This is a genomic window from Pseudomonas syringae, from assembly GCF_021605415.1.
Lineage (GTDB): Bacteria > Pseudomonadota > Gammaproteobacteria > Pseudomonadales > Pseudomonadaceae > Aquipseudomonas > Aquipseudomonas syringae_S.
This window is the reverse complement of sequence record NZ_WKEQ01000004.1, coordinates 197,406-216,368: the sequence shown is the minus strand read 5'-3', so window position 1 is coordinate 216,368 and position 18,963 is coordinate 197,406. Positions and strand designations below refer to the sequence as shown.

Below are 18,963 nucleotides of genomic sequence, written 5' to 3'. Positions count from 1 at the left end.
CCTCTCAACGGTTTTGTTCAGGGTTCCACTGGGCATAACGCTGGCCGCGCAAAAACTGCCACAGGCCGATGCTCATTCCCGCCAGTGTCACCAGCAGGAACGCCGCGAGGCGGAACGGTTTGGGCAAGCGGTGTTGCGAATCCAGCAGTCCGGCAATCGCAATCGCGTAGCCGAGCAATTGCGCGATCAGGCTCAGGCGATAGAAGCCGTGTTCTTCCCACAACCAGAAATTGCTCAGCAGCAATGGCAGCAAGAGAATCGGCGCCAGACGCCGGATCAGCTTGTGGCTGATCAGCGCAATCGCGTACAGGCCATGCTTGAGCGGGTTGAGCAGTTCACGGCGCTGAGCCAGGCTTTGCAGGCCGCCAACGGTGACGCGCTGACGGCGACGGAACTGCTTGTCGGCTTCGTCGACGCCGTGATCGATCACTTGCGCCTCGGGCACGTAGACGATGCGTTTGAACGCCACCGGCGCGCAGGTGCTGACGAAGAAGTCATCGTTGACCTCGGCGGGAACGTGCTGGAACAACTCGCGGCGCAGAGCCAGCAGGGCGCCGTCGGCGGACACCATGCAACCGGTACGGTTTTCGACGAGGCGCAGCCAGCCTTCGTAGTGCCGATAGAGACTGTCGCCGACGCTCAAACCGCCGCCGGTGACGGGAATCACCATGTGCCCGGCGCAGGCGCCGACCTGCGGATCACTCAGCGGCGCAAGCAGGTAGCCGAGGGTTTCGCGCGACCATTGATTATCGGCATCGGTGAACACCAGAATGTCGCCCGTGCTCAGGGCGACACCCGCATTGAGGGTGGCGGCTTTGCCTTGGCGCGGCAGGTCGAGAATGGTGATGCGCGGATCATCGACCTTGCGCGCGCACGCCACGGTGTCGTCGGTCGAGCCGTCGCTGGCGAGAATGATTTGCAGCGTGGCCGGCTGATAGTCCTGGGCGAGCAGCGTGCGCAGTTTGTGCTCGATGTGCCGCGCCTCGTTGTGCGCGGCGATCACGATGCTGATGTTCAGCGGCGCTGCCGGAACGTGACGTGAGGCAGGAAACAACGGCGCCAGCAACGTCAGCAGCAGTGGGTAGCCGACGTAGGCGTACACCGGCAATAACAGGCACGTCCAGAAAATGAATTCAGCCACGGGCAGGCCTCCTGGCGTTCCGGTTACACACGCTGAGTATGAGCGCGGCACCCGCCAGGTGCAGACGCAACTGATGCAGGCCCCACAGTTGCAAGGTCAATCCGGGATTACGATGCTTGATGCTCTGTCGCACGCTCAGCACCAGGCCCGGCAGCAGGGTGATCATCACCATCGCTGCCGCGTGATGCGGGAAGCCATCGAGCAGCGCCGAGATCGCCAGAAAGTCCAGTAGCCATACCACGATCGACAGCGCCGGAAAACGCAGCAGGCGTATGCTCAAGCCATGAGTGCGCAGCAGTTGCACATGGCTGCTCTGGCGCCACATCTCCTTCCCCATCCACTCGTTCCAGTTCATTTCATAGCCCCAATGCAATGCCTTGAGGTCATTGACCGACAATATGCGCGCGCCCTGTTTGTGCAGGCGCAAGGTGAATTCCTTGTCTTCGCCGGTGCGCAGGCTTTCATTGAAACCGCCAACGGCGTCGAACCAGCGTCGGCGCATCAGCAGGTTGGAACTGGGCAGCCATTCCACCGCGTGCGAGCGGTGAGTCAGCGGTTGCAAGGTACGACGCTGCCAAGCCGTGGCGTACCACGGCGCTTGGGCGGGTGTGTGCAGATCGAGGCCGAACACATCGGCCTTGCCCTCGCTTTCCAGCTCAATCAGCGTCACCAGCCAGTTTTCCGGCATTTCGACATCGGCATCGATAAACGCCAGCCATTCGCCACGCGCGACGGCCGCGCCAAGATTACGCAAGGCGCCGATGTGCACGCCCGGTTGCACCAGCACCTGGGCGCCGAACTGGCGGGCGATGTAGGGGCCCTGATCGGTTGAACCGTTGTCGACCACGATCAGCTCGCACTCAAGGTCGGCGGCATGCGCGGCTTTTTGGGCCGACAACAACGTGCGGCCGATATGCCGGGCTTCGTTGAACATCGGGATGACGATACTGATCCGGCTCATGGCTTAACCTCCGGCAATGGGGTTTGCTCGGCTTTCAGGCGCAAAACGCTGGTCAGCGCGAGCATGATCCACAGGTATTTATGGTTGGGGGCACTGAGGAACATCAAAAACAACGCCAGCGACAGAAAACTCATGCCGACGTGAGTCACCAGATCAGCCTGCGTCCATTCGTGCCGCTGCATCCACGCCGCCCGTGCACGCAGCAGGTTATAGAGGCCAAGGCCGAGCATGCCGACGAACAACAGGCCGGCGGGAATTCCCAGTTCGCTGAAGATTTCCAGGTAGGTGTTGTGGGCGCGACGGTACAGGTCGCCGATCTTGCGGTTGGCCGAAAACTGTTTGGCGTAACCGGTGGGGGCGTAGTGCAGCGGAAAGGTGCCGGGGCCGGAACCGAGCACGGGGTGTTCGCGGATTATCTGGCTGCCGACCACGATGTACGAGGCGCGCCGGCCGAGTGATTCATCCTGGGCCTTGGCACCGGCGCTCAAAATACTCAACGACTGGATGCGCGCCAGATAGCCGGCCGGCATCACCGAGATTGCCAGTGGAATGATGATGACCGCGCCGAGCATGGCAAAGCCCAGGTGCTGCGGCCGGATTCGACCCAGATGCGCGCGGTAGTGCCAGGTGCCGATGGCCAGACTCAAGGCCAGCACCACCAGCCCGGAACGTGATTCCGTCTTGGTCATGCCGCCAAGCAACAAGAGGCAGCAGGCGCCCCAGAACAACCGGTGCAACAGGTTCGGGCCGCGAACCACCAGCAACAACGCCAGCGGAACGGCGAAAGCGATCAACAGAGCGAACGCGTTGGGGTCTTCGAGCAGGCCGGAGGCGCGGCCCTGATCCTGGAATTTGCTGGAGAACATCGCCATCGCGCAGGTCGCACTGACCCCCAGCGTGACGAACCGGGCGAACAGGTCGAGGTTCAGCTCACGGCCGATCAACAGGGTGATGACAAACAGCACCAGGCCCACGCTGAGTTCGCGCAGGTGACCCATCGACATCCCCATGTTGTCGGTGGTCAACGTGCTCAGCAGGTACAGCGCCATGAAGCCGATCAGGTAGCGCCAGATATTGCTGCGCAGGCGTTCTGACGGAATCTGGTGCATTGCCAGTTGCAGCATCAGGATCAGCGCCAGCGAGGCGCCGATGAATTTGCTGCCCGACAGCGAACTGTCCTTGAAAAAGCCTTCGAACGGCACCAGCGCGGCGATGCCGAGCAAGCCCCAGGTCGGTTTGCGATAGAGCAGCGCAAAACCTGCCAGGCCGAGCACCGCGCCCGGCGCCAGAAACGGATAAGGGCTGGCCAGCAAAGCGATACAGACCAGACCAAACAAACTGACGATCGAGAGCGGGAAAATCATGCGCGTGCCTCCCGTGCCGTGCGGGTATAAAGCTGCGACCAGCGTTCGGCCAGGGCCTTGAGGTCGTAGCGATCCTGTTGCGTGCGTTTTGCGTTGTCGCGCAGCTGCCGGGCCAGTTTCGGTTCGGTCAACAAGGTGTCGATCTGTTGTGCCAGAGCGGCGCAGTCGGTTGGCGCCGCGAGCAGACCGTTGTGGCGATCCTGCAACACATCGGGGATCCCGCCGACCGCAAACGCCACCACCGGAACCCCCGTTTGCATGGCTTCGAGCAAAATCATCGGCGTACCCTCGGTGCGCGAGCTGATGACCAACGCATCGAGTTGCCGCCACCACGGTTGCATGTCGGTCTGATACCCCGGCAGACGAATGCGTTGCCGCAAACCTTCGGCATCAATCCGTGCCTGCAACATCTCGGCTTCCGGGCCGTCGCCGAGCATCACCGCATCGAGTTGCGGATGGCGGTGACACAACGGAATCAGTGCATCGAGAAACAGATCCGGGCCTTTCTCGCTGCTCAGGCGTCCGACGTAACCGGCCAGCCAACGCTGACGGTCGGCGGCAGGTGGCGATTGAGGACCGGCGGCGGGCAAGCCGTTGGGGATCACTTGCAGTTTTTCCGCGCGTACGCTGGCCTGACGGTGCAGGACAGCAATGCTCTCGGCCACGCAGACCACTCGATCCACCGACGCGGTGCGGCACAGTTGCAAACTCAGCCAGGTGTAGAACTTCTGCTTGCGGCTGCGCGGCGTAAAACCATGCTGGGTGATGACCAGCGGCAGGCTCAACAAGGTTGCGCCTGCCCAGCCGAACAGCAGGCCTTTGAAATTGTGCGTATTGATCAGTGGACGCTCGCTGCGGCGCTGACGCAAATGCCGCAGCAACCCACCCAGGCCCGCGCAACCGTGCGCGTCCACCCCGGCTTCACGAAAGCGCGCGATCAACGCCTGTGGTGCGTCGAGGAACAGCACTTGATGCTGCCCCGGCGTCGCCAGGCAATGGTCGAGCAACATGCGCTCGGCGCCATAGAACCCGCCGCTGCTGAGCAAATGAATGATCGGCAGCGCAGGATTCGAAGTGGACGGCGTGTTCAATTGCGCACCCAATGCACGAGGCGTGGCATGCCCCAGCTCTTGTACGGATTGTTCGGCAGTACGTCCTGTTCGTTGATGACCAACAGCACCGGCAAGCCCAGCTCACGGCTGATTTGCGCCGGGTGTTTGAAGCGATGGTCGAAGAACTCACGCACGTAAACCAGGGCGATCGCCAGCAACAGACCGGTGAACAGACCGAACGGAATGATCAACATCGGTTTCGGAAACGCCGCTTCGGATGGCTCGAACGGCGGGCTCAAGATGCGGGCGTTGGACAGGTCGTCGTTCAGCGAGCTGGTGGCGCTGCTCTCGGCAAAACGCTGGGCGTAGGTCGAGAACGCTGCGTGCAATGCATCGATTTCGGTGTCCATCTGCCGCAGCTTGCTTTGGGTTTGCTGCAACTCGTGGATACGGCTTTTGAATTCGGCGATGCGCGCGGTTTTCTGATCGATTACCTGCTTGACCACCGCCAAGTCGTTGGTGCGTTCCTGGATGCGGTTGGCGACCACTTTTAGAAACTGCTGGCGGGTGCGGGAAATCTGCTCGCGGGTCAGCAGCATGGGTTCACTGCCAGCCTGGAAAATCGCCAAATCGTTCATGTAGCGGCTGACCTGGCTGGTCAGTTGCTCGCCGAGCTGTTTGATTTCCCGGTCTTCGAACGCCACGTTGTCGACCGTGGTGGTGAAGGTGTAGGGGAAGGTGTAGTCATTGAGCTTGGAATCGCGCGCGGCGGCCAGGCTGGTTTTCAGGTATTCGAGCCAGCGTTGGCTTTGCAGCAGACGATCGCGATACAGGTTCAGCGCTTGCTCCTCGGTGTTGATCGCGTTGAGGCGGAAGGTGATTTCTTCTTTCGGATCGGATGCGCCCACCGCCTCCAGCAGCGCCTGACGACCGCCTTCCAGACCATCCAGACGCACCTGATACAAGTGCTTCTTGGATTCGTAGAACGACTGCGGCAAGTCGATCGACTGCAACGCCTGGCGGCTGACCAAATAGTTCTGCAGCAACGCGTTGACGAAGGTGGTGCCTTGGGTCGGATCCGGGAAGCTGTAGGTGATCGAGATCACGTTTGAGCCAGGCAGGGTTTCGATCTTCAGGCTGTCGATGGCTTGCTGAGTCAAGCCGTCGAGCGCTGTGTCGCGTACCGGATCGGTTTCCATGCCCATGGCGCTGCGCAGCGGATTGATCACGTATTCACGCAGCGGCGTGCTGACATAACGCTTGAATGGCTCGCTTACCAGTTTGTTGAACACCCCCGGGGCCGGCGTGTAGTCACCGTTTTCCCGCAGTTCGCTGATGGTCTGACGGATCAGCCCTGGCGAGCGGAGGATATTGCTCTCGGTTTCCATGTCCGCCAGTGACGGCGGAATGAAGGTGGCGTTCTCCTGATTGAGCGAGGTGGTCGCATCGCCCTGAGAGAGTTTTTTCGACTGCACGATCACCTGAGCGGTGATATCGAAGCTCTGTTTGAGCACCAGCGGCAGTACCAGGGCGATGACTGCAAAGATCAGGAAGACGCGCTTCACCAGTTGCTTGTTGGCGAAGAAGATCCTGAAGAACTCATGCAGATAATTTTCCTTTGGATTCATGATCAAGTTCCCCAAGCGTTAGTTGCTGTCGCTGTCTTTGTTGTCGACGCGGTAGCCGAAGCTGAACCCGACGCCCTGGAACAACACCACGTCCGCCAATTGCCGTGCGAGCTCGCCGGCGCTGGCCAGTTTGGTCTTCGGCACGTAGAGCATGTCGTCGGGTTGCAGGTAAGCGATTTGCGGCGCATCGCCGGACAACGCCTTCTCGACGTCATAACGCACGGCCTGCACTTGATTGCCGTTGCGGCGCATGATCACCACCGAATCCAGGCGCGCCTTGACGTTGGTGCCGCGTGCCAGGGTCAGCGCTTCAAGTACCGACACCGGCCGACGGATCGGGTAGGAACCCGGTTGGCCGACTTCGCCCAGCACATAAATTTCGTTGCCGGCGGTGGACTTGAGCAGCACGTCGACGGTCATGCGGCCCGGCAGTTGCGCGTACCTCTTGTTGAGGAACGCTTCCAGTTGATTGACGGTCATGCCTTGCAGCGGCACGGCGCCGATCTCCGGAAAACTCGCGTAGCCGTCGGTGCCGACGGTGATCTCGCGGCTCATCCCGGTGGCCGGGTGATTGAGTGAACTCTTGAGGTTTTGCTCGTTACTCAGCGGACTGATGATCTGCACGGTCAGTTGGTTGCGATTGGGCTGGAACAGCTGTTTGCGCTGATACGCACGCTGGATTTCTTCGCGCGCCTGCTCGCTGGTCAGCCCGGCGATTTTCACCGACGTGTTGGCACCTGGCAGTTCGATGGTACCGTCGGGCAGCACCAGTTGATTGCCGTTGAGCTGGCTGGCGGCGGTGAAATTCAGGCCGATCTGGTCACCGGACTGTACGCGGTAGGCATCCGAACCGCTGGTGCTGATATGGAAGATCACATCGAGCACATCCTGCGGACGCAGGGTCTGCTCGATCTTCGGCATATCGGTCGCCTGGGCGTTGGCCGGCGCGGCGGTGAGAATATTCACCGGCATGTTCTGGGTGTCGGAAGTGCTGGAGCAACCCGCAAGCAGCAGCAACAGCAGGACAAGCATTTTGGCGTTCATGGCGTCATCCTTTGCGGTTGTTGCTTACAGGTTTTTGTAGAGCCACTTGGGCATGTAGTACTTGCGTCGGTTGAAGACGCTGCCGACCACTTTTGCCCCGGCCTGGGTCAGCCGTTGCACGGCGGCCTGGGCGACTTCCCAACGGGTGTCTTCAGCGCGTACGACAAACACCACGCCGTCGACCTGAGTGCTGATCACCAACGTGTCGGCGGCGGAATACACCGCGTCGCCGTCGATCACCACGAAGCGATACTGGCTGCCCAACTGGTCGAGCAGCGGGCCCAGACGTTCGGCGGTCAGGTGTTCGAGGGTACGAATCGGCCGGCCGTTGGGCAGGATGTGGAAGGGCAGGCTTGACGTCTGCACCACGCAGTCCTGCAACAGCGGCGGGTTGTCGGGGTTGAACAACAAGTCGCGCAGGCCGCGCTCCTTGTTCAGGTTCAGTTGCTGGCTGAGGTTGTTGGCCGACTGACTGGCGTCGACCAGCAGCACTTCGCCGCTGCTCATTTGCGCCAGTTGGCTGGCCAGCGCCAAAGCGCTGGTGGTGGTGCCGGCGCCGGGGTTGGCGGCGGTCAGAAACAGAATCCGCAGATCCAGATCAAGCACGGTGGCGGTCAGGTTCGACTCGCTCGGGCTGGGTATGCTCAGGCTTTTACTCGTTGAACCGTCCATTAGCTTGCTCCGTGGCCGCTGAATACTTTGAAGGGGGTTTTCAACAGAATCTTCAGATCGAGCAAAAGGCTCTGCTCGGCGATGTAGTTGAGATCCAACTCAACGCGCTGGTCGAAGTCGATATTGCTGCGCCCGGAGATCTGCCACAGGCCGGTCATGCCGGGGTAGATGCTCAGACGTGCGAGGTGATTGTCCTTGTAGCGATGGGCGTTGAACGAGGTCGGACGCGGGCCCACCAGGCGCATGTCGCCCATCACGACGTTGATCAGATTGGGCAACTCATCCAGGCTGCTGCGCCGCAGAAAACCACCGATGCCGGTGATGCGCGGATCCTTGTCGATCTTGAAATCGATGGCGTCGGCGCCGTGCTTGTTCAGATGACGCAGCGACTCCTTCAACTCTTCAGCGTTGCACACCATGGTGCGGAACTTGAACATGCCGAATTTGCGCCCGCGATAACCGGTGCGTTTCTGCACGAACAGCACCGGCCCCGGGCTGGTGAGCTTGATGATCAGAGCCAGGCCCAGCAGCAGCGGCGAAGCCAGCGTCAGAATGATCAACGCGCCGATGCAGGCGAACACCCGGTTGGTACGCGACAGCGTCCAGGGCCGGCCACCTTCGCGGCCCGTTACCCAGCCATGGCCCTGCCGATGGATCGCGGTGTCCAGGCGCATTCGGTGTTCGGGATCCATGCGTTTGTCACGACGCAGCTGTTGGATCGGTATGCTTCTTTCATGTCCAGTCATGGAGTCCTCCGCTGATGTTCAGCCGCGTACTACGCGTAGGCGTTAGGCAGTGGGGTAGTAATCGCGGAACCAGGCGGCAAAGCGCCCGAGCCCGTCATCCAGCGTTATTCGGGGCTGGAACCCGGTGGCCTGGGCCAGATCGCTGGCGTCGGCACACGTATTGAGAACATCGCCCGGTTGCAGGGGCAGCAGTTCGATCACGGCGGCTTGACCCAAATGTTTTTCCAGCAGCGCCACGTAGGCCTTGAGCTCGACCGGGTGTTGCCCGCCGATGTTGAACAGGCGCCATGGCGCCATGCTGCTGGCCGGATCCGGGTGCTCGCGATCCCATGCGGGATCGGCTTGCGGCGGCAGATCGATCAGACGCGCGATGCTTTCAATGATGTCGTCGATGTAGGTGAAGTCGCGCTGATGCTCACCATGGTTGAACAGCTTCAGCGGTTGGCCGGTGCTGATCGCCTGGGCAAACTGGATCGGCGACATGTCCGGCCGGCCCCAAGGCCCATACACCGTGAAAAAACGCAGGCCGGTGCAGGGAATGCCGAACAGGTGGCTGTAGCTGTGCGCCATCGATTCGTTGGCTTTTTTGGTCGCGGCGTACAGTGACAGTGGATGATCGACGCCATCCTTCACCGAGTACGGCGTGCATTGATTGGCGCCGTACACTGAACTGGACGAGGCATAGATCAAGTGCTCGACCGAATGCCGGCGGCAGCTCTCCAGAATGTTGAGGAAACCGTGCAGATTGCTGTCCAGGTACGCCCGCGGATTTTCCAGCGAGTAACGCACCCCGGCCTGCGCCGCGAGATGGATCACCACCTGAGGTTGTTCAGTGGCAAACAACGCCTCGATGGCATTGGCGTCCACGAGATCAACCGTCGCTAACGCAAAATCACCGGCCTGTTCGCGCACCCAATCGATGCGATCGTGTTTGAGTTGCGGGTCGTAATAGGCGTTGAAATTGTCCAGGCCCACCACGTCGTGCCCTTCACGCAGCAAGCGCAACACGCAATGGGCGCCGATGAACCCGGCCGCGCCGGTGACCAGAATTTTCATGGCCGCAGCCCTTCAGGCGCGATGTGGCGCAGGCCGATGCCGCTGTAATGCAGGCCGGCGGCGGCGACTTGTTCCGGGTTATAGAGATTGCGACCGTCGACGATGACCCGCGAGCGCAGCTTGCTGGCGAGCAGCTCGAAATCCACCACGCGGAAGTTTTTCCATTCGGTGCAGATCACCAGCGCGTCTGCGTCTTCCAGGGTGTCGTCGCGAGTGGCACACAAGTGCAAGTCGTTGCGGTAGCCGTAGAGGCGCCGGCATTCGGACATGGCTTCCGGATCGTAGGCCTGCACGCTGGCGCCCTCGGCCCACAGCGCGTCCATCAGATAACGGCTGGGCGCTTCGCGCATGTCATCGGTGTTCGGCTTGAACGCCAGGCCCCAGATCGCGATGGACTTGCCCGCCAGGCCTTCAGGAAATTGCGCCTTGAGTTTGCCGAACAGGATGTGCCGCTGAAGATCGTTGACGTCGGTCACGCTGCGCAGCAGTTTCAGTGGCATGCCGTTGTGTTCGGCGGTGTGCAGCAGGGCGCGCAGATCCTTGGGAAAGCACGAGCCGCCAAAGCCGCAGCCAGGGTAGATGAAGTGGTAGCCGATGCGCGGATCCGAGCCGATGCCCTTGCGCACGGCTTCGATGTCGGCGCCGAGCAGTTCGGTGAGGTTGGCCAGCTCGTTCATGAAGCTGATGCGCGTGGCGAGCATCGCATTGGCGGCGTACTTGGTCAGTTCAGCGCTGCGGTTGTCCATGAACATCAGCTTTTCGTGGTTGCGGCAGAACGGCGCGTACAGCTCGCTCATTTGCTCGCGTGCCGCTTCGTCACGCGTGCCGACGATGATCCGGTCCGGACGCATGCAATCGGCGAGGGCGCTGCCTTCCTTGAGAAATTCGGGGTTGGACACTATCCGCACGTTGAGGCCGGTTTTGCCCCGGCGCTGCAATTCGGCGCAGGCGGCCACGGCGACCTGATCGGCGGTGCCCACCGGCACCGTCGACTTGATGATCAGCGTGCGATCGGCCTCCATGAAACTGGCGATCTGCCGGGTGACGTTGAGCACATGGCTGAGGTCGGCGGAGCCGTCCTCGTCGGCGGGTGTGCCCACCGCAATGAAGATCAGTTCGCCATGTTCCACAGCGTCACTGGCCTGAGTGCTGAACAATAAGCGGCCGGCCTTGATGTTGTCTTCCAAAGTTGCCGACAGGCCCGGCTCACTAATAGGAGGAACTGCCTGCTGTAATTGCTTGATCTTGTTCGGATCAATATCAACGCACAGCACACGATGTCCGACATCGGCAAGTGCTGCTGCTTGTATCAGGCCAACGTAGCCCGTCCCAAATACGCTCACGTCCATATTGGCGTGCCTCGTAAGTTCGGTGGAAGAAGTGCGGAATAAGACTGTAAAAAGGGTATAGCGCAGCGTTGGAAAAGCGTGTCAGCAAAATGACATGTTGCACGGGTATAACACCCCCGATTTTGGGGGCGAATGGCCATCAAGTGCTTGCTGCTGCTGGATTTGCCCTGATTTTGAGCGGTTTTACAAAACTCAATTTAACCGATAAACGGTCGTAGGCCTCGAAATACAAGGGTTGTAGCGCTCCAGGTGTGTCAGATTTGAGTCAACGGTTTTTTGACGCTTTTAGCGAGCCCGATTGAGTGCTTGCGCTTTGATGGCTCGGTGCTAGTGTCAGTTTTTGACCGATAGATTGTTGACCGCGCACCAATTCAACTACACGGAATTGCCATGTTTCGATATCTGAAAGAACTGCTTTTAGTTGTTTATCTGTTGCTTTATTCCGATTATTACTTCGAGCGGTTAAATGCTATCGGGGTCAGCTTTCCTGTACTTCTTTTTGGCGCGATGTTTTTGGCGCTGCTTGTTGCATTATTGATGACTGCCTATATCAGGCAAACTTTGCTTCGGCATGTTTTTGCTTTGGTGTTGTTTGCTTCGGCGGTTTTTTTCGATGTGTACAGCCGGGTAACCGCGGATTATCTGACCTACAGCAGTTTTGTGTCGTTGGTGTATTCCGGTGGTTTCATTCAGGAAGCGGCGTATCAGTACCGCGATGCGATCATCCATGGCCTGCTCAACGGCCTGCCGCTGTTGTTTGGCATCGGTCTCAAACCACGGCTGCGCATGGCTATACCGAACGCGTTGCGGATTGCCGCGCCGCTGTGTGGGGTGATGTTGCTCAGCACTGTTTTATTTGTCCGGGCGGGTGAGGGCGCCCGGGGTTTGCCGATCATGTACACACCGCTGGCCTATCTGAACCTGTTTGCCTATGAAGCGCTGCACAACACTGTCGGCCCACGTGAGCCGGTGACGCTGGCACGTGATCCGCAAGCGATCGGGCATGACATCGTGCTGATCATCGACGAGAGCATTTCCGGTAACTACCTGGACATCAACACACCGTTCGGCGTGCACAGCAACCTCAAGCAGGATCATGCGGGCGTGGAGATTTTCAACTATGGCTACGCCGCGTCCATCGCCAATTGCAGCGCCGACACCAACGTCACCCTGCGCTACGGCGGCACCCGCGCCGATTACATGCGCATCAACACGACGCTGCCGTCGATCTGGCAGTACGCGAAAAAAGCCGGGCTGCGCACGGTCTACATCGACGCACAACGCACCGGCGGCAACCTGCAAAATCTCATGACCGACACCGAGAAAAAGGACATCGACGAATTCGTACAATTCGATCAGACCAGTGTTCGCGACCGTGACATGGCCGCCGCCGCCAAACTCATCGAACTGCTCAATGACGACACGCCGCAACTGGTGCTGATCAATAAGGTCGGTGCGCATTTTCCGGTGCACGACAAATACCCGGATCCGTTCATGGCCTATCGTCCGGCGCTGCCGCGCGGGCAGTTCATCGAGGTGGCAGACACGGCTGAACGCGACGGTTTCAGCGGTCAGTCGGATGATTGGGTGTTGTACCGCAACGCCTACAAGAACACGGTGTTGTGGAATGTTGGTGAATTTTTCTCGCGCGTCTTCGCCCAGGCCCATTTGAACAATGCACTGCTCATTTACACCTCGGATCACGGTCAGGATCTGCATGAACGTGGCAATCCCGGATTGAACACCCATTGCGGCGGCGACCCGGTGGAAGAGGAAGGGCTGGTGCCGCTGGTGGTGATACAGGGCGATTCACTGAAAACCCTCGACTGGTCGCAAGCGCTGGCGGCAAATAAGGATCGTTCCAGTCACTACAACATTTTCCCGACGCTGTTGCAGTTGATGGGGTATGACCTGGCCGGGATTGAATCGGTTTATGGCAACCCGCTGAGCGTGCCGACGGCGGATGAATTCACCTTCAACTATCGCTTCAACGCGCGACTGGGCGCCAAACCTGAGTGGAAGCACATTGACCTGAACAGCATCGTCACGCCGACCGAGTCGGCGGCCAACATCGCGGCGGGGCAACCGTGAAAGATCGCACCCTGAGGCCTTGATCTGTTGACGTTGCTTCTCAACATCCAATGCGTCAAAAACCCTTCAGGGCCGCTATCCTTGAGCGACGCTCACCGAACGGGTTTTGCCATGCTTGAAGTACAGGATGTCCACAAAAGCTATCTCACGCCGCAAGGTTCGCTGCAGGTGTTGCAAGGTGTCGACCTGCGTCTGGAATCCGGCAGCAGCCTGGCGCTGATGGGCGAGTCGGGCAGTGGCAAAAGCACGTTGTTGCACCTGATCGCCGGGCTGGACAAGGTTGATCGCGGCAGCATTCGCAGTGGCGAGCATCGGCTGGAACAAATGAACGAGGCTCAACTGGCGAACTGGCGGCGCACGGAGATCGGCCTGGTGTTCCAGCAGTACAACCTGATAGGCAGCCTGAAAGTGGCGGACAATCTGGCGTTTCAGGCGCGACTGGCGGGGCGCCACGACCCGCGCTGGCAGACCCATTTGGTGCAACGTCTGGGTCTTGGCGATTTGCTCGATCGCTATCCCGAACAACTTTCCGGCGGCCAGCAACAGCGTGTAGCCCTCGGTCGCGCGCTGGCGGCGCAACCCACTTTGCTGCTGGCCGACGAACCCACCGGTAGCCTCGACGAAGCCACCAGCGACGAGGTGCTGCGGCTGTTGCTGGAATTGCTCGACGACACGCCGACCACGTTGCTGATGGTCACGCACAGTCCGAGGGTAGCGGCACGGCTGGCGCAGAGGATCGTGTTGTCCGGCGGTCGACTGGCCGGCCCGGACGAGGTTTGAAGTGAACGTCTTTCGCGAAACATTGCGCGCCTTGCTCAGCCATTGGCGCCGCCACCCGGTACAGTTTTTCAGCGTGTTGACCGGGCTGTGGCTGGCCACCGGTTTGCTGACCGGCGTCGAAGCGCTGAACAGCCAGGCCCGCGACAGCTACACCCGGGCCAGTCGCCTGATTGGCGGCGAACCTCAGGCCAGCCTTGGCACGCCGAGTGGAGCGACCTTTGCGCAGCAATGGTTCGTTGATCTGCGCCGCGAAGGCTGGCCGGTATCGCCGTTGCTGCAAGGACGTTTGATCCTCAAGGATCACGAAAACCAACGTCTGCAACTGATGGGCATCGAACCGGTGTCGTTGCCGGCGGACTCGGCGGTGGCCGGGGAGGCGATGCCGATCGAGCGCATCGTCGAGTTTTTCAGCCCGCCGGGTAGCACGTGGATTTCTCCCGATACCTTACAGGCGTTGGGATTACCGGAGGGCGCGACTCCCGCCGCCGTGAACGGGCGCATGCTGCCACCGCTGCAAGTCCAGGCAGACATGGCCCCCGGCGTGTTGCTGGTGGACATCGGCGTCGCGCAAACCGTGCTCGATCAGCCGGATCAACTCTCACGCCTGTTGCTGCCAAAGCATTTTCAGGCCGACTTGCCGCCAGCTTTCAAGGGCCGGCTGCAACTCAATAGCAGCGGCGAAGAAAACAACCTGGCGCGGCTCACTGAGAGCTTTCATCTCAACCTTGACGCCCTCGGATTTCTATCCTTCGTGGTCGGGTTGTTCATCGTCCATGCGGCCATTGGACTGGCGCTGGAGCAGCGTCGAGGCCTGCTGCGCACATTGCGCGCCTGCGGTGTGAGTGCGCGAATGCTGATCGCGTGCCTGATTGTCGAACTGGGCGGTCTGGCATTGATCGGCGGGTTGTTCGGCGTGGTCAGCGGCTATTGGCTGGCGAGTGTGCTGTTGCCGGATGTCGCCGCCAGTCTGCGCGGTTTGTACGGCGCCGAAGTGGCGGGGCAGTTGCGTCTGAGCCCATGGTGGTGGCTGAGCGGGATCGGTTTGAGTTTGCTTGGCGCGCTGTTCGCCGGGGCGGACAGTTTGCTGCGTGCGGCACGTTTGCCGTTGCTGGCGGTGGCCAATCCTCAGGCCTGGCACCAGCAACATGCGCGCTGGCTGCGGCGTCAGGCCTGGGTGGCCGGTGTATTCGGATCGATAGCGCTCATCGCGTTGATTTGGGGCGACAGCCTCGCCAGCGGTTTTGCCTTGATGGCCGGCCTGTTGCTCGGCGCCGCGCTGGCCCTGCCGGTGTTGCTCAGCGCCTTGCTCAACCGCTTGCTCGGGCGCAGTCGCTCGGTGCTCGGTCAATGGTTTTTCGCCGATTGCCGCCAGCAATTGCCGGCGCTGAGCCTGGCGTTGATGGCCTTGCTGCTGGCACTGGCGGCCAATATCGGCGCCGGGAGCATGACCTCCGGATTTCGCGAGACCTTCGATGACTGGCTCGAACAACGGCTGAGCGCCGAGCTGTATATCAATCCGCAAAACCCGGCGCAGGCCCGCGAGATGCAAACGTGGCTGCTGCAACAGCCGAACGTCGCGGCGGTGCTACCGAACTGGCAGGTGTCGGTGATATTGCAGGGCTGGCCGGCCGACGTCTTCGGCGTCATCGATCATCCGCACTACCGTCAGCATTGGCCGTTGCTGGAATCCATCGGCAAGGATCCATGGGCGGCGCTGGCCAGCGAAGACACGGCAATGCTCAGCGAGCAGCTGGCGCGACGGCTCAACGTCCATCCGGGCGATCACTTGACGATCGCGCTACCCGGCGGCACATGGTCGCCGCGCATCGTTGGCATTTACGCCGACTACGGCAATCCCAAGGGGCATGTGCTGGTCAACATCAACCACTTGCTGCGCGGCTGGCCGCAACTGACGCCGAACCGCTTCAATCTGCGTATCGATCCGCCGAGCATCCCGCCGCTGTTGGCCGCGTTGCAGGCGCGCTTCCAGCTCGACGATAACCGCATCGTCGATCAGGCACGTCTCAAGGGCTGGTCGGTTCAGGTGTTCGAGCGCACCTTCGCGGCGACGGCAGCATTGAATAGCCTGACGCTGGCCGTCGCCGGTGTGGCCCTGTTTATCAGTTTGCTGACCCAGAGCCAGAGCCGTCTCGGTCAACTTGCGCCGCTGTGGGCGCTGGGTGTGACACGGCGCCAATTGATGCTGCTCAACCTCGGCCAGACCTGGCTGCTCGCAGTGCTGACATTGGTTTTGGCGTTGCCACTGGGCATTGCGTTGGCCTGGTGCCTGGATGCAGTGATCAACGTGCAGGCGTTCGGTTGGCGCTTGCCGTTGCGGGTGTTCCCGTTGCAGCTGGCGCAATTGATGGCGCTGGCGCTGTTGGCGACATTGCTGGCGTCGGCATGGCCGCTGTATTCGCTGTACCGCACGCAACCGGCGGATCTGCTGAGGACGTTTGCCCATGAGGATTAACCTCATCGCTTGCCTGTTGGTGGCGTTGCTTCCCGGATGCGATCAGCCTGCGCCGCCGGATAAAGGCTTCGCCGGCATGGGCGATCAGGCGCAGGCGTTTACGCCAGTGGTGCCGGGACGGGTGTTCAGCTTTCCGGCGGATCACGGCGCTCATGAAGGATTCCGCATCGAGTGGTGGTACGTCACTGCCAACCTAAGGGACTCACAGGGTCGTGATTTCGGCGTGCAATGGACACTGTTTCGCAGCGCCCTTAAACCCGGATCGGAGCAACCCGGCTGGGCAAATCAAACGATCTGGCTCGGTCACGCCGCAGTGACTTCGGCCAGCGCTCACCACGCGGCGGAGCGTTATGCCCGAGGCGGCGTAGGCCAGGCCGGCGTGCGATTGGCACCGTTCGAAGCGTGGATTGATGACTGGCGCTTCAGCGATCAGGCGAATGCTCCGCTGACCGATCTGCAATTGAGCGCTGCGGACAAAGACTTCAGCTATCAGTTGCACCTCACCGCGAATCGTCCGCTGGTGCTGCAAGGCGACAAGGGCTTCAGCCAGAAATCCGAGCAGGGCCAGGCGTCGTATTACTACAGCCAGCCTTTTTTCCAGGCCAGCGGTACCGTGCAAATCGACGGCCAAACCCACACCGTCAGCGGCCCTGCCTGGCTCGACCGGGAGTGGAGCAGTCAACCGCTGACTGCCAATCAGACCGGTTGGGACTGGTTCTCCCTGCACCTGGAATCGGGTGAGCACGTCATGCTTTATCGCATGCGTCAAAAGGACGGTGCGCCATACGTCACTGGCACCTGGATCAGCGCCGATGGCCAGACACAGCCGCTGCATGGTGACCAGATAAAACTCACGCCGCAGGACACCGCCACGGTCGCGGGCCGCGAGATGCCGGTGCGCTGGGCGATCAGCATCCCGCTAAAGGGTCTGGAAATCAGCCTCGATGCGCTGAACCCACAAGCCTGGATGAACCTGCGCATTCCCTACTGGGAGGGACCGGTGCGGGTGAGTGGCAGTCACGGCGGGCAAGGCTATCTGGAAATGACCGGCTATTGAATCTGAACTCTGGCGGCTGCGGCGTTTTCATAACTCAATGAAACCCGTGATCCGGAGTTCGCCATGAGTGAAGAAATCAATCCCCCCGGGATGGGCGACTGGCAGCGTGCGTTCGACGACAAGACGCTATGGCAACAGTCCCCCGACGCCCATTACCTCGAACTCAAGCGCATCGCCAACGACATGCTCGGCCAGGGCGCGATTGACCTTGAGCAATGGCAGATCCTCGAAGAGAAAATCGAGCAAGCACACCAAGACTCGCCCGGCGTGAACGTTGCCCGCGAAGTCGCCGACCCCGAAGCCTGACCCGAAGCCTGAGGAGTAGCCATGACATCCGTTTCAGATAAGCAAAACCCCGACGAGCCACGTCCACCGGGTGAAACCGAACGTGACAACGACGCTTTGCGCCCGACCGATCCAAACCGCCGTGAAAACAGCGGCAAACCCACGCCAAGCGGTGAATCCACCGCCCAGGAAACCGCGAAACAAAACCGGGTCAAGCCCTGATCAGCGTCTATGCTCTAGGGCACGCGCGGCGTCGAAGCGATTCGGCGCCGTATGCTGCCATTTCATCATAGGGACAATAGCGCTCATGAAACTCAACGCACTGACGCACGCCCTTGCTCTTGCCACGGTATTGTCCACCACCAGCCTGGGTGCATTTGCCGCCGATATACCGCTGTCCGCCGCCATTGAAGCGGATAAAGTCACCACCAAAGTGATTTCGGTCGATGCCGCCAACCATCAGGTTGTCCTTGAAGGCGCAGAAGGGCGCCAGGTACATGTGCAATTGACCGAGAAAGCCAAGAACCTCGACAACCTCAAGGTCGGTGATCAGGTCGACGTTGAAGTCATGCGCTCCGTCGCGGCTTATCTGGACACCGACGTCGATAAAGGTCTGCCGGGCTCGACCGAACGCACCGGTGAACTGCGCAACGCCCCGGGCAGCGACAACCCTGGCGGTGAAGCTTTCCGGCAAGTTCAGGTGCAACTGATCATCACCAAAATTGATCTCGCTAAAAATCAGGTCACGCTGAAGAATCCCGCCGGCCAATCGAAAACCCTCGACGTCAAGCAGCCGGAAATTCAGGCCCGACTGAAGAACTTGAAAGTAGGGCAAAGCGTAATCGTCACTTATACCGATGTATTGAAAGTGACCAGTCGACACGAAAGTTGAGTATTGACTCTACAAGTTCGTTTTTTTGTACAGGTCGTTGTATGAAAACTCTCATGTACAAAAAAGTTGTAGGGCAATTCCGATAGTTAGTCGATGAAAATCGATGTCTGATATTCAATAACGTTTTTGTACATAAATTTCATCTTCCGCTACCGCGACATATTGCAAATGTTCTATTAATATTCCGTTCGTTCGCCCAGTGTCAGGGCTCTTTACCGGTGCATGGATTGCCAGGCCATTACACTGGGCGAACACTTGTCTCGCGGCATTTTCAATGGCGCTTATTGCAAAAAAAACCAGTTGCAGGTCTTGCACAATCCTGCAACTCATTGGCCTCCACTGAAGTTATAACGCCTGGATTTCTCTCCCGGG

General features: G+C 60.1%; 17 protein-coding genes. 7 read left to right on the top strand and 10 right to left on the bottom strand.

Annotated features, from left to right (window positions below; translation table 11 throughout):
• Positions 1–4: 4 nt before the first annotated feature.
• From GIW69_RS04615 to GIW69_RS04570, 10 genes are read right to left on the bottom strand one after another with little or no spacing between them, the layout of a single operon-like run.
• Positions 5–1,141 carry a glycosyltransferase gene (locus GIW69_RS04615; RefSeq protein ID WP_236480951.1) on the bottom strand — a complete coding sequence of 379 codons (1,137 nt, stop codon included), beginning with the start codon at positions 1,139–1,141 and terminating at the stop codon, positions 5–7.
• Entirely contained in the window at positions 1,134–2,102 is a 969-nt protein-coding gene (locus GIW69_RS04610; protein ID WP_236480950.1) for a glycosyltransferase, read from the bottom strand. The genes GIW69_RS04615 and GIW69_RS04610 overlap by 8 nt, the downstream gene beginning before the upstream one ends.
• The gene (locus GIW69_RS04605) at positions 2,099–3,466 is read right to left on the bottom strand and encodes an O-antigen ligase family protein (protein ID WP_236480949.1); all 1,368 of its coding nucleotides are present in this window, start codon (positions 3,464–3,466) and stop codon (positions 2,099–2,101) included. Before GIW69_RS04605 ends, GIW69_RS04610 begins: the two co-directional genes overlap by 4 nt.
• Positions 3,463–4,557 (bottom strand): glycosyltransferase family 4 protein, encoded by a 1,095-nt coding sequence (locus GIW69_RS04600; protein WP_236480948.1) that lies wholly within the window; start codon positions 4,555–4,557, stop codon positions 3,463–3,465. The genes GIW69_RS04605 and GIW69_RS04600 overlap by 4 nt, the downstream gene beginning before the upstream one ends.
• Positions 4,554–6,146, bottom strand: a complete 1,593-nt coding sequence (locus GIW69_RS04595; protein ID WP_236480947.1) for a Wzz/FepE/Etk N-terminal domain-containing protein — start codon at positions 6,144–6,146, stop codon at positions 4,554–4,556. The genes GIW69_RS04600 and GIW69_RS04595 overlap by 4 nt, the downstream gene beginning before the upstream one ends.
• 18 nt (positions 6,147–6,164) lie before the next feature.
• Entirely contained in the window at positions 6,165–7,190 is a 1,026-nt protein-coding gene (locus GIW69_RS04590) for a polysaccharide biosynthesis/export family protein (RefSeq protein ID WP_236480946.1), read from the bottom strand.
• A gap of 24 nt (positions 7,191–7,214) precedes the next feature.
• Positions 7,215–7,862 carry a CpsD/CapB family tyrosine-protein kinase gene (locus GIW69_RS04585; RefSeq protein ID WP_236480945.1) on the bottom strand — a complete coding sequence of 216 codons (648 nt, stop codon included), beginning with the start codon at positions 7,860–7,862 and terminating at the stop codon, positions 7,215–7,217.
• Entirely contained in the window at positions 7,862–8,608 is a 747-nt protein-coding gene (locus tag GIW69_RS04580) for a sugar transferase (protein WP_236480944.1), read from the bottom strand. The genes GIW69_RS04585 and GIW69_RS04580 overlap by 1 nt, the downstream gene beginning before the upstream one ends.
• 42 nt (positions 8,609–8,650) lie before the next feature.
• Positions 8,651–9,664 (bottom strand): NAD-dependent epimerase, encoded by a 1,014-nt coding sequence (locus tag GIW69_RS04575; protein WP_236480943.1) that lies wholly within the window; start codon positions 9,662–9,664, stop codon positions 8,651–8,653.
• A complete protein-coding gene (locus GIW69_RS04570; protein WP_236480942.1) occupies positions 9,661–11,013 on the bottom strand; it encodes a UDP-glucose dehydrogenase family protein in 1,353 nt (450 codons plus the stop codon). The genes GIW69_RS04575 and GIW69_RS04570 overlap by 4 nt, the downstream gene beginning before the upstream one ends.
• Positions 11,014–11,403: 390 nt before the next feature.
• Here GIW69_RS04570 and GIW69_RS04565 point away from each other — a divergent pair, with 390 nt between their 5' ends.
• From GIW69_RS04565 to GIW69_RS04535, 7 genes are all read left to right on the top strand, one after another.
• Positions 11,404–13,104 (top strand): sulfatase-like hydrolase/transferase, encoded by a 1,701-nt coding sequence (locus GIW69_RS04565; protein WP_236480941.1) that lies wholly within the window; start codon positions 11,404–11,406, stop codon positions 13,102–13,104.
• A gap of 111 nt (positions 13,105–13,215) precedes the next feature.
• Positions 13,216–13,884 carry an ABC transporter ATP-binding protein gene (locus GIW69_RS04560; protein WP_236480940.1) on the top strand — a complete coding sequence of 223 codons (669 nt, stop codon included), beginning with the start codon at positions 13,216–13,218 and terminating at the stop codon, positions 13,882–13,884.
• 1 nt (position 13,885) lies between these two features.
• Positions 13,886–16,357 (top strand): FtsX-like permease family protein, encoded by a 2,472-nt coding sequence (locus GIW69_RS04555; RefSeq protein ID WP_236480939.1) that lies wholly within the window; start codon positions 13,886–13,888, stop codon positions 16,355–16,357.
• Positions 16,347–17,414: a lipocalin-like domain-containing protein gene (locus tag GIW69_RS04550; RefSeq protein WP_236480938.1), complete on the top strand. Its 1,068-nt coding sequence runs from the start codon at positions 16,347–16,349 to the stop codon at positions 17,412–17,414. The genes GIW69_RS04555 and GIW69_RS04550 overlap by 11 nt, the downstream gene beginning before the upstream one ends.
• Before the next feature lie 63 nt (positions 17,415–17,477).
• Complete coding sequence (locus tag GIW69_RS04545; protein ID WP_236480937.1) at positions 17,478–17,720, top strand: hypothetical protein; 243 nt, start codon at positions 17,478–17,480, stop codon at positions 17,718–17,720.
• Between the two features lie 21 nt (positions 17,721–17,741).
• Positions 17,742–17,921, top strand: coding sequence for a hypothetical protein (locus GIW69_RS04540; protein ID WP_236480936.1), 180 nt, complete (start codon positions 17,742–17,744; stop codon positions 17,919–17,921).
• An 85-nt stretch (positions 17,922–18,006) separates the two neighbouring features.
• Positions 18,007–18,591 (top strand): hypothetical protein, encoded by a 585-nt coding sequence (locus GIW69_RS04535; RefSeq protein WP_236480935.1) that lies wholly within the window; start codon positions 18,007–18,009, stop codon positions 18,589–18,591.
• Positions 18,592–18,963: the final 372 nt, after the last annotated feature.

What these genes read in the sequence shown, in the direction of transcription:
- GIW69_RS04590 (WP_236480946.1), bottom strand. Translation starts at nt 7,190, where the DNA reads ATGAACGCCAAAATGCTTGTCCTGCTGTTGCTGCTGCTTGCGGGTTGC.
- GIW69_RS04550 (WP_236480938.1), top strand. Translation starts at nt 16,347, where the DNA reads ATGAGGATTAACCTCATCGCTTGCCTGTTGGTGGCGTTGCTTCCCGGA.
- GIW69_RS04580 (WP_236480944.1), bottom strand. Translation starts at nt 8,608, where the DNA reads ATGACTGGACATGAAAGAAGCATACCGATCCAACAGCTGCGTCGTGAC.
- GIW69_RS04535 (WP_236480935.1), top strand. Translation starts at nt 18,007, where the DNA reads ATGAAACTCAACGCACTGACGCACGCCCTTGCTCTTGCCACGGTATTG.
- GIW69_RS04540 (WP_236480936.1), top strand. Translation starts at nt 17,742, where the DNA reads ATGACATCCGTTTCAGATAAGCAAAACCCCGACGAGCCACGTCCACCG.
- GIW69_RS04560 (WP_236480940.1), top strand. Translation starts at nt 13,216, where the DNA reads ATGCTTGAAGTACAGGATGTCCACAAAAGCTATCTCACGCCGCAAGGT.
- GIW69_RS04610 (WP_236480950.1), bottom strand. Translation starts at nt 2,102, where the DNA reads ATGAGCCGGATCAGTATCGTCATCCCGATGTTCAACGAAGCCCGGCAT.
- GIW69_RS04585 (WP_236480945.1), bottom strand. Translation starts at nt 7,862, where the DNA reads ATGGACGGTTCAACGAGTAAAAGCCTGAGCATACCCAGCCCGAGCGAG.
- GIW69_RS04605 (WP_236480949.1), bottom strand. Translation starts at nt 3,466, where the DNA reads ATGATTTTCCCGCTCTCGATCGTCAGTTTGTTTGGTCTGGTCTGTATC.
- GIW69_RS04545 (WP_236480937.1), top strand. Translation starts at nt 17,478, where the DNA reads ATGAGTGAAGAAATCAATCCCCCCGGGATGGGCGACTGGCAGCGTGCG.
- GIW69_RS04565 (WP_236480941.1), top strand. Translation starts at nt 11,404, where the DNA reads ATGTTTCGATATCTGAAAGAACTGCTTTTAGTTGTTTATCTGTTGCTT.
- GIW69_RS04575 (WP_236480943.1), bottom strand. Translation starts at nt 9,664, where the DNA reads ATGAAAATTCTGGTCACCGGCGCGGCCGGGTTCATCGGCGCCCATTGC.
- GIW69_RS04570 (WP_236480942.1), bottom strand. Translation starts at nt 11,013, where the DNA reads ATGGACGTGAGCGTATTTGGGACGGGCTACGTTGGCCTGATACAAGCA.
- GIW69_RS04595 (WP_236480947.1), bottom strand. Translation starts at nt 6,146, where the DNA reads ATGAATCCAAAGGAAAATTATCTGCATGAGTTCTTCAGGATCTTCTTC.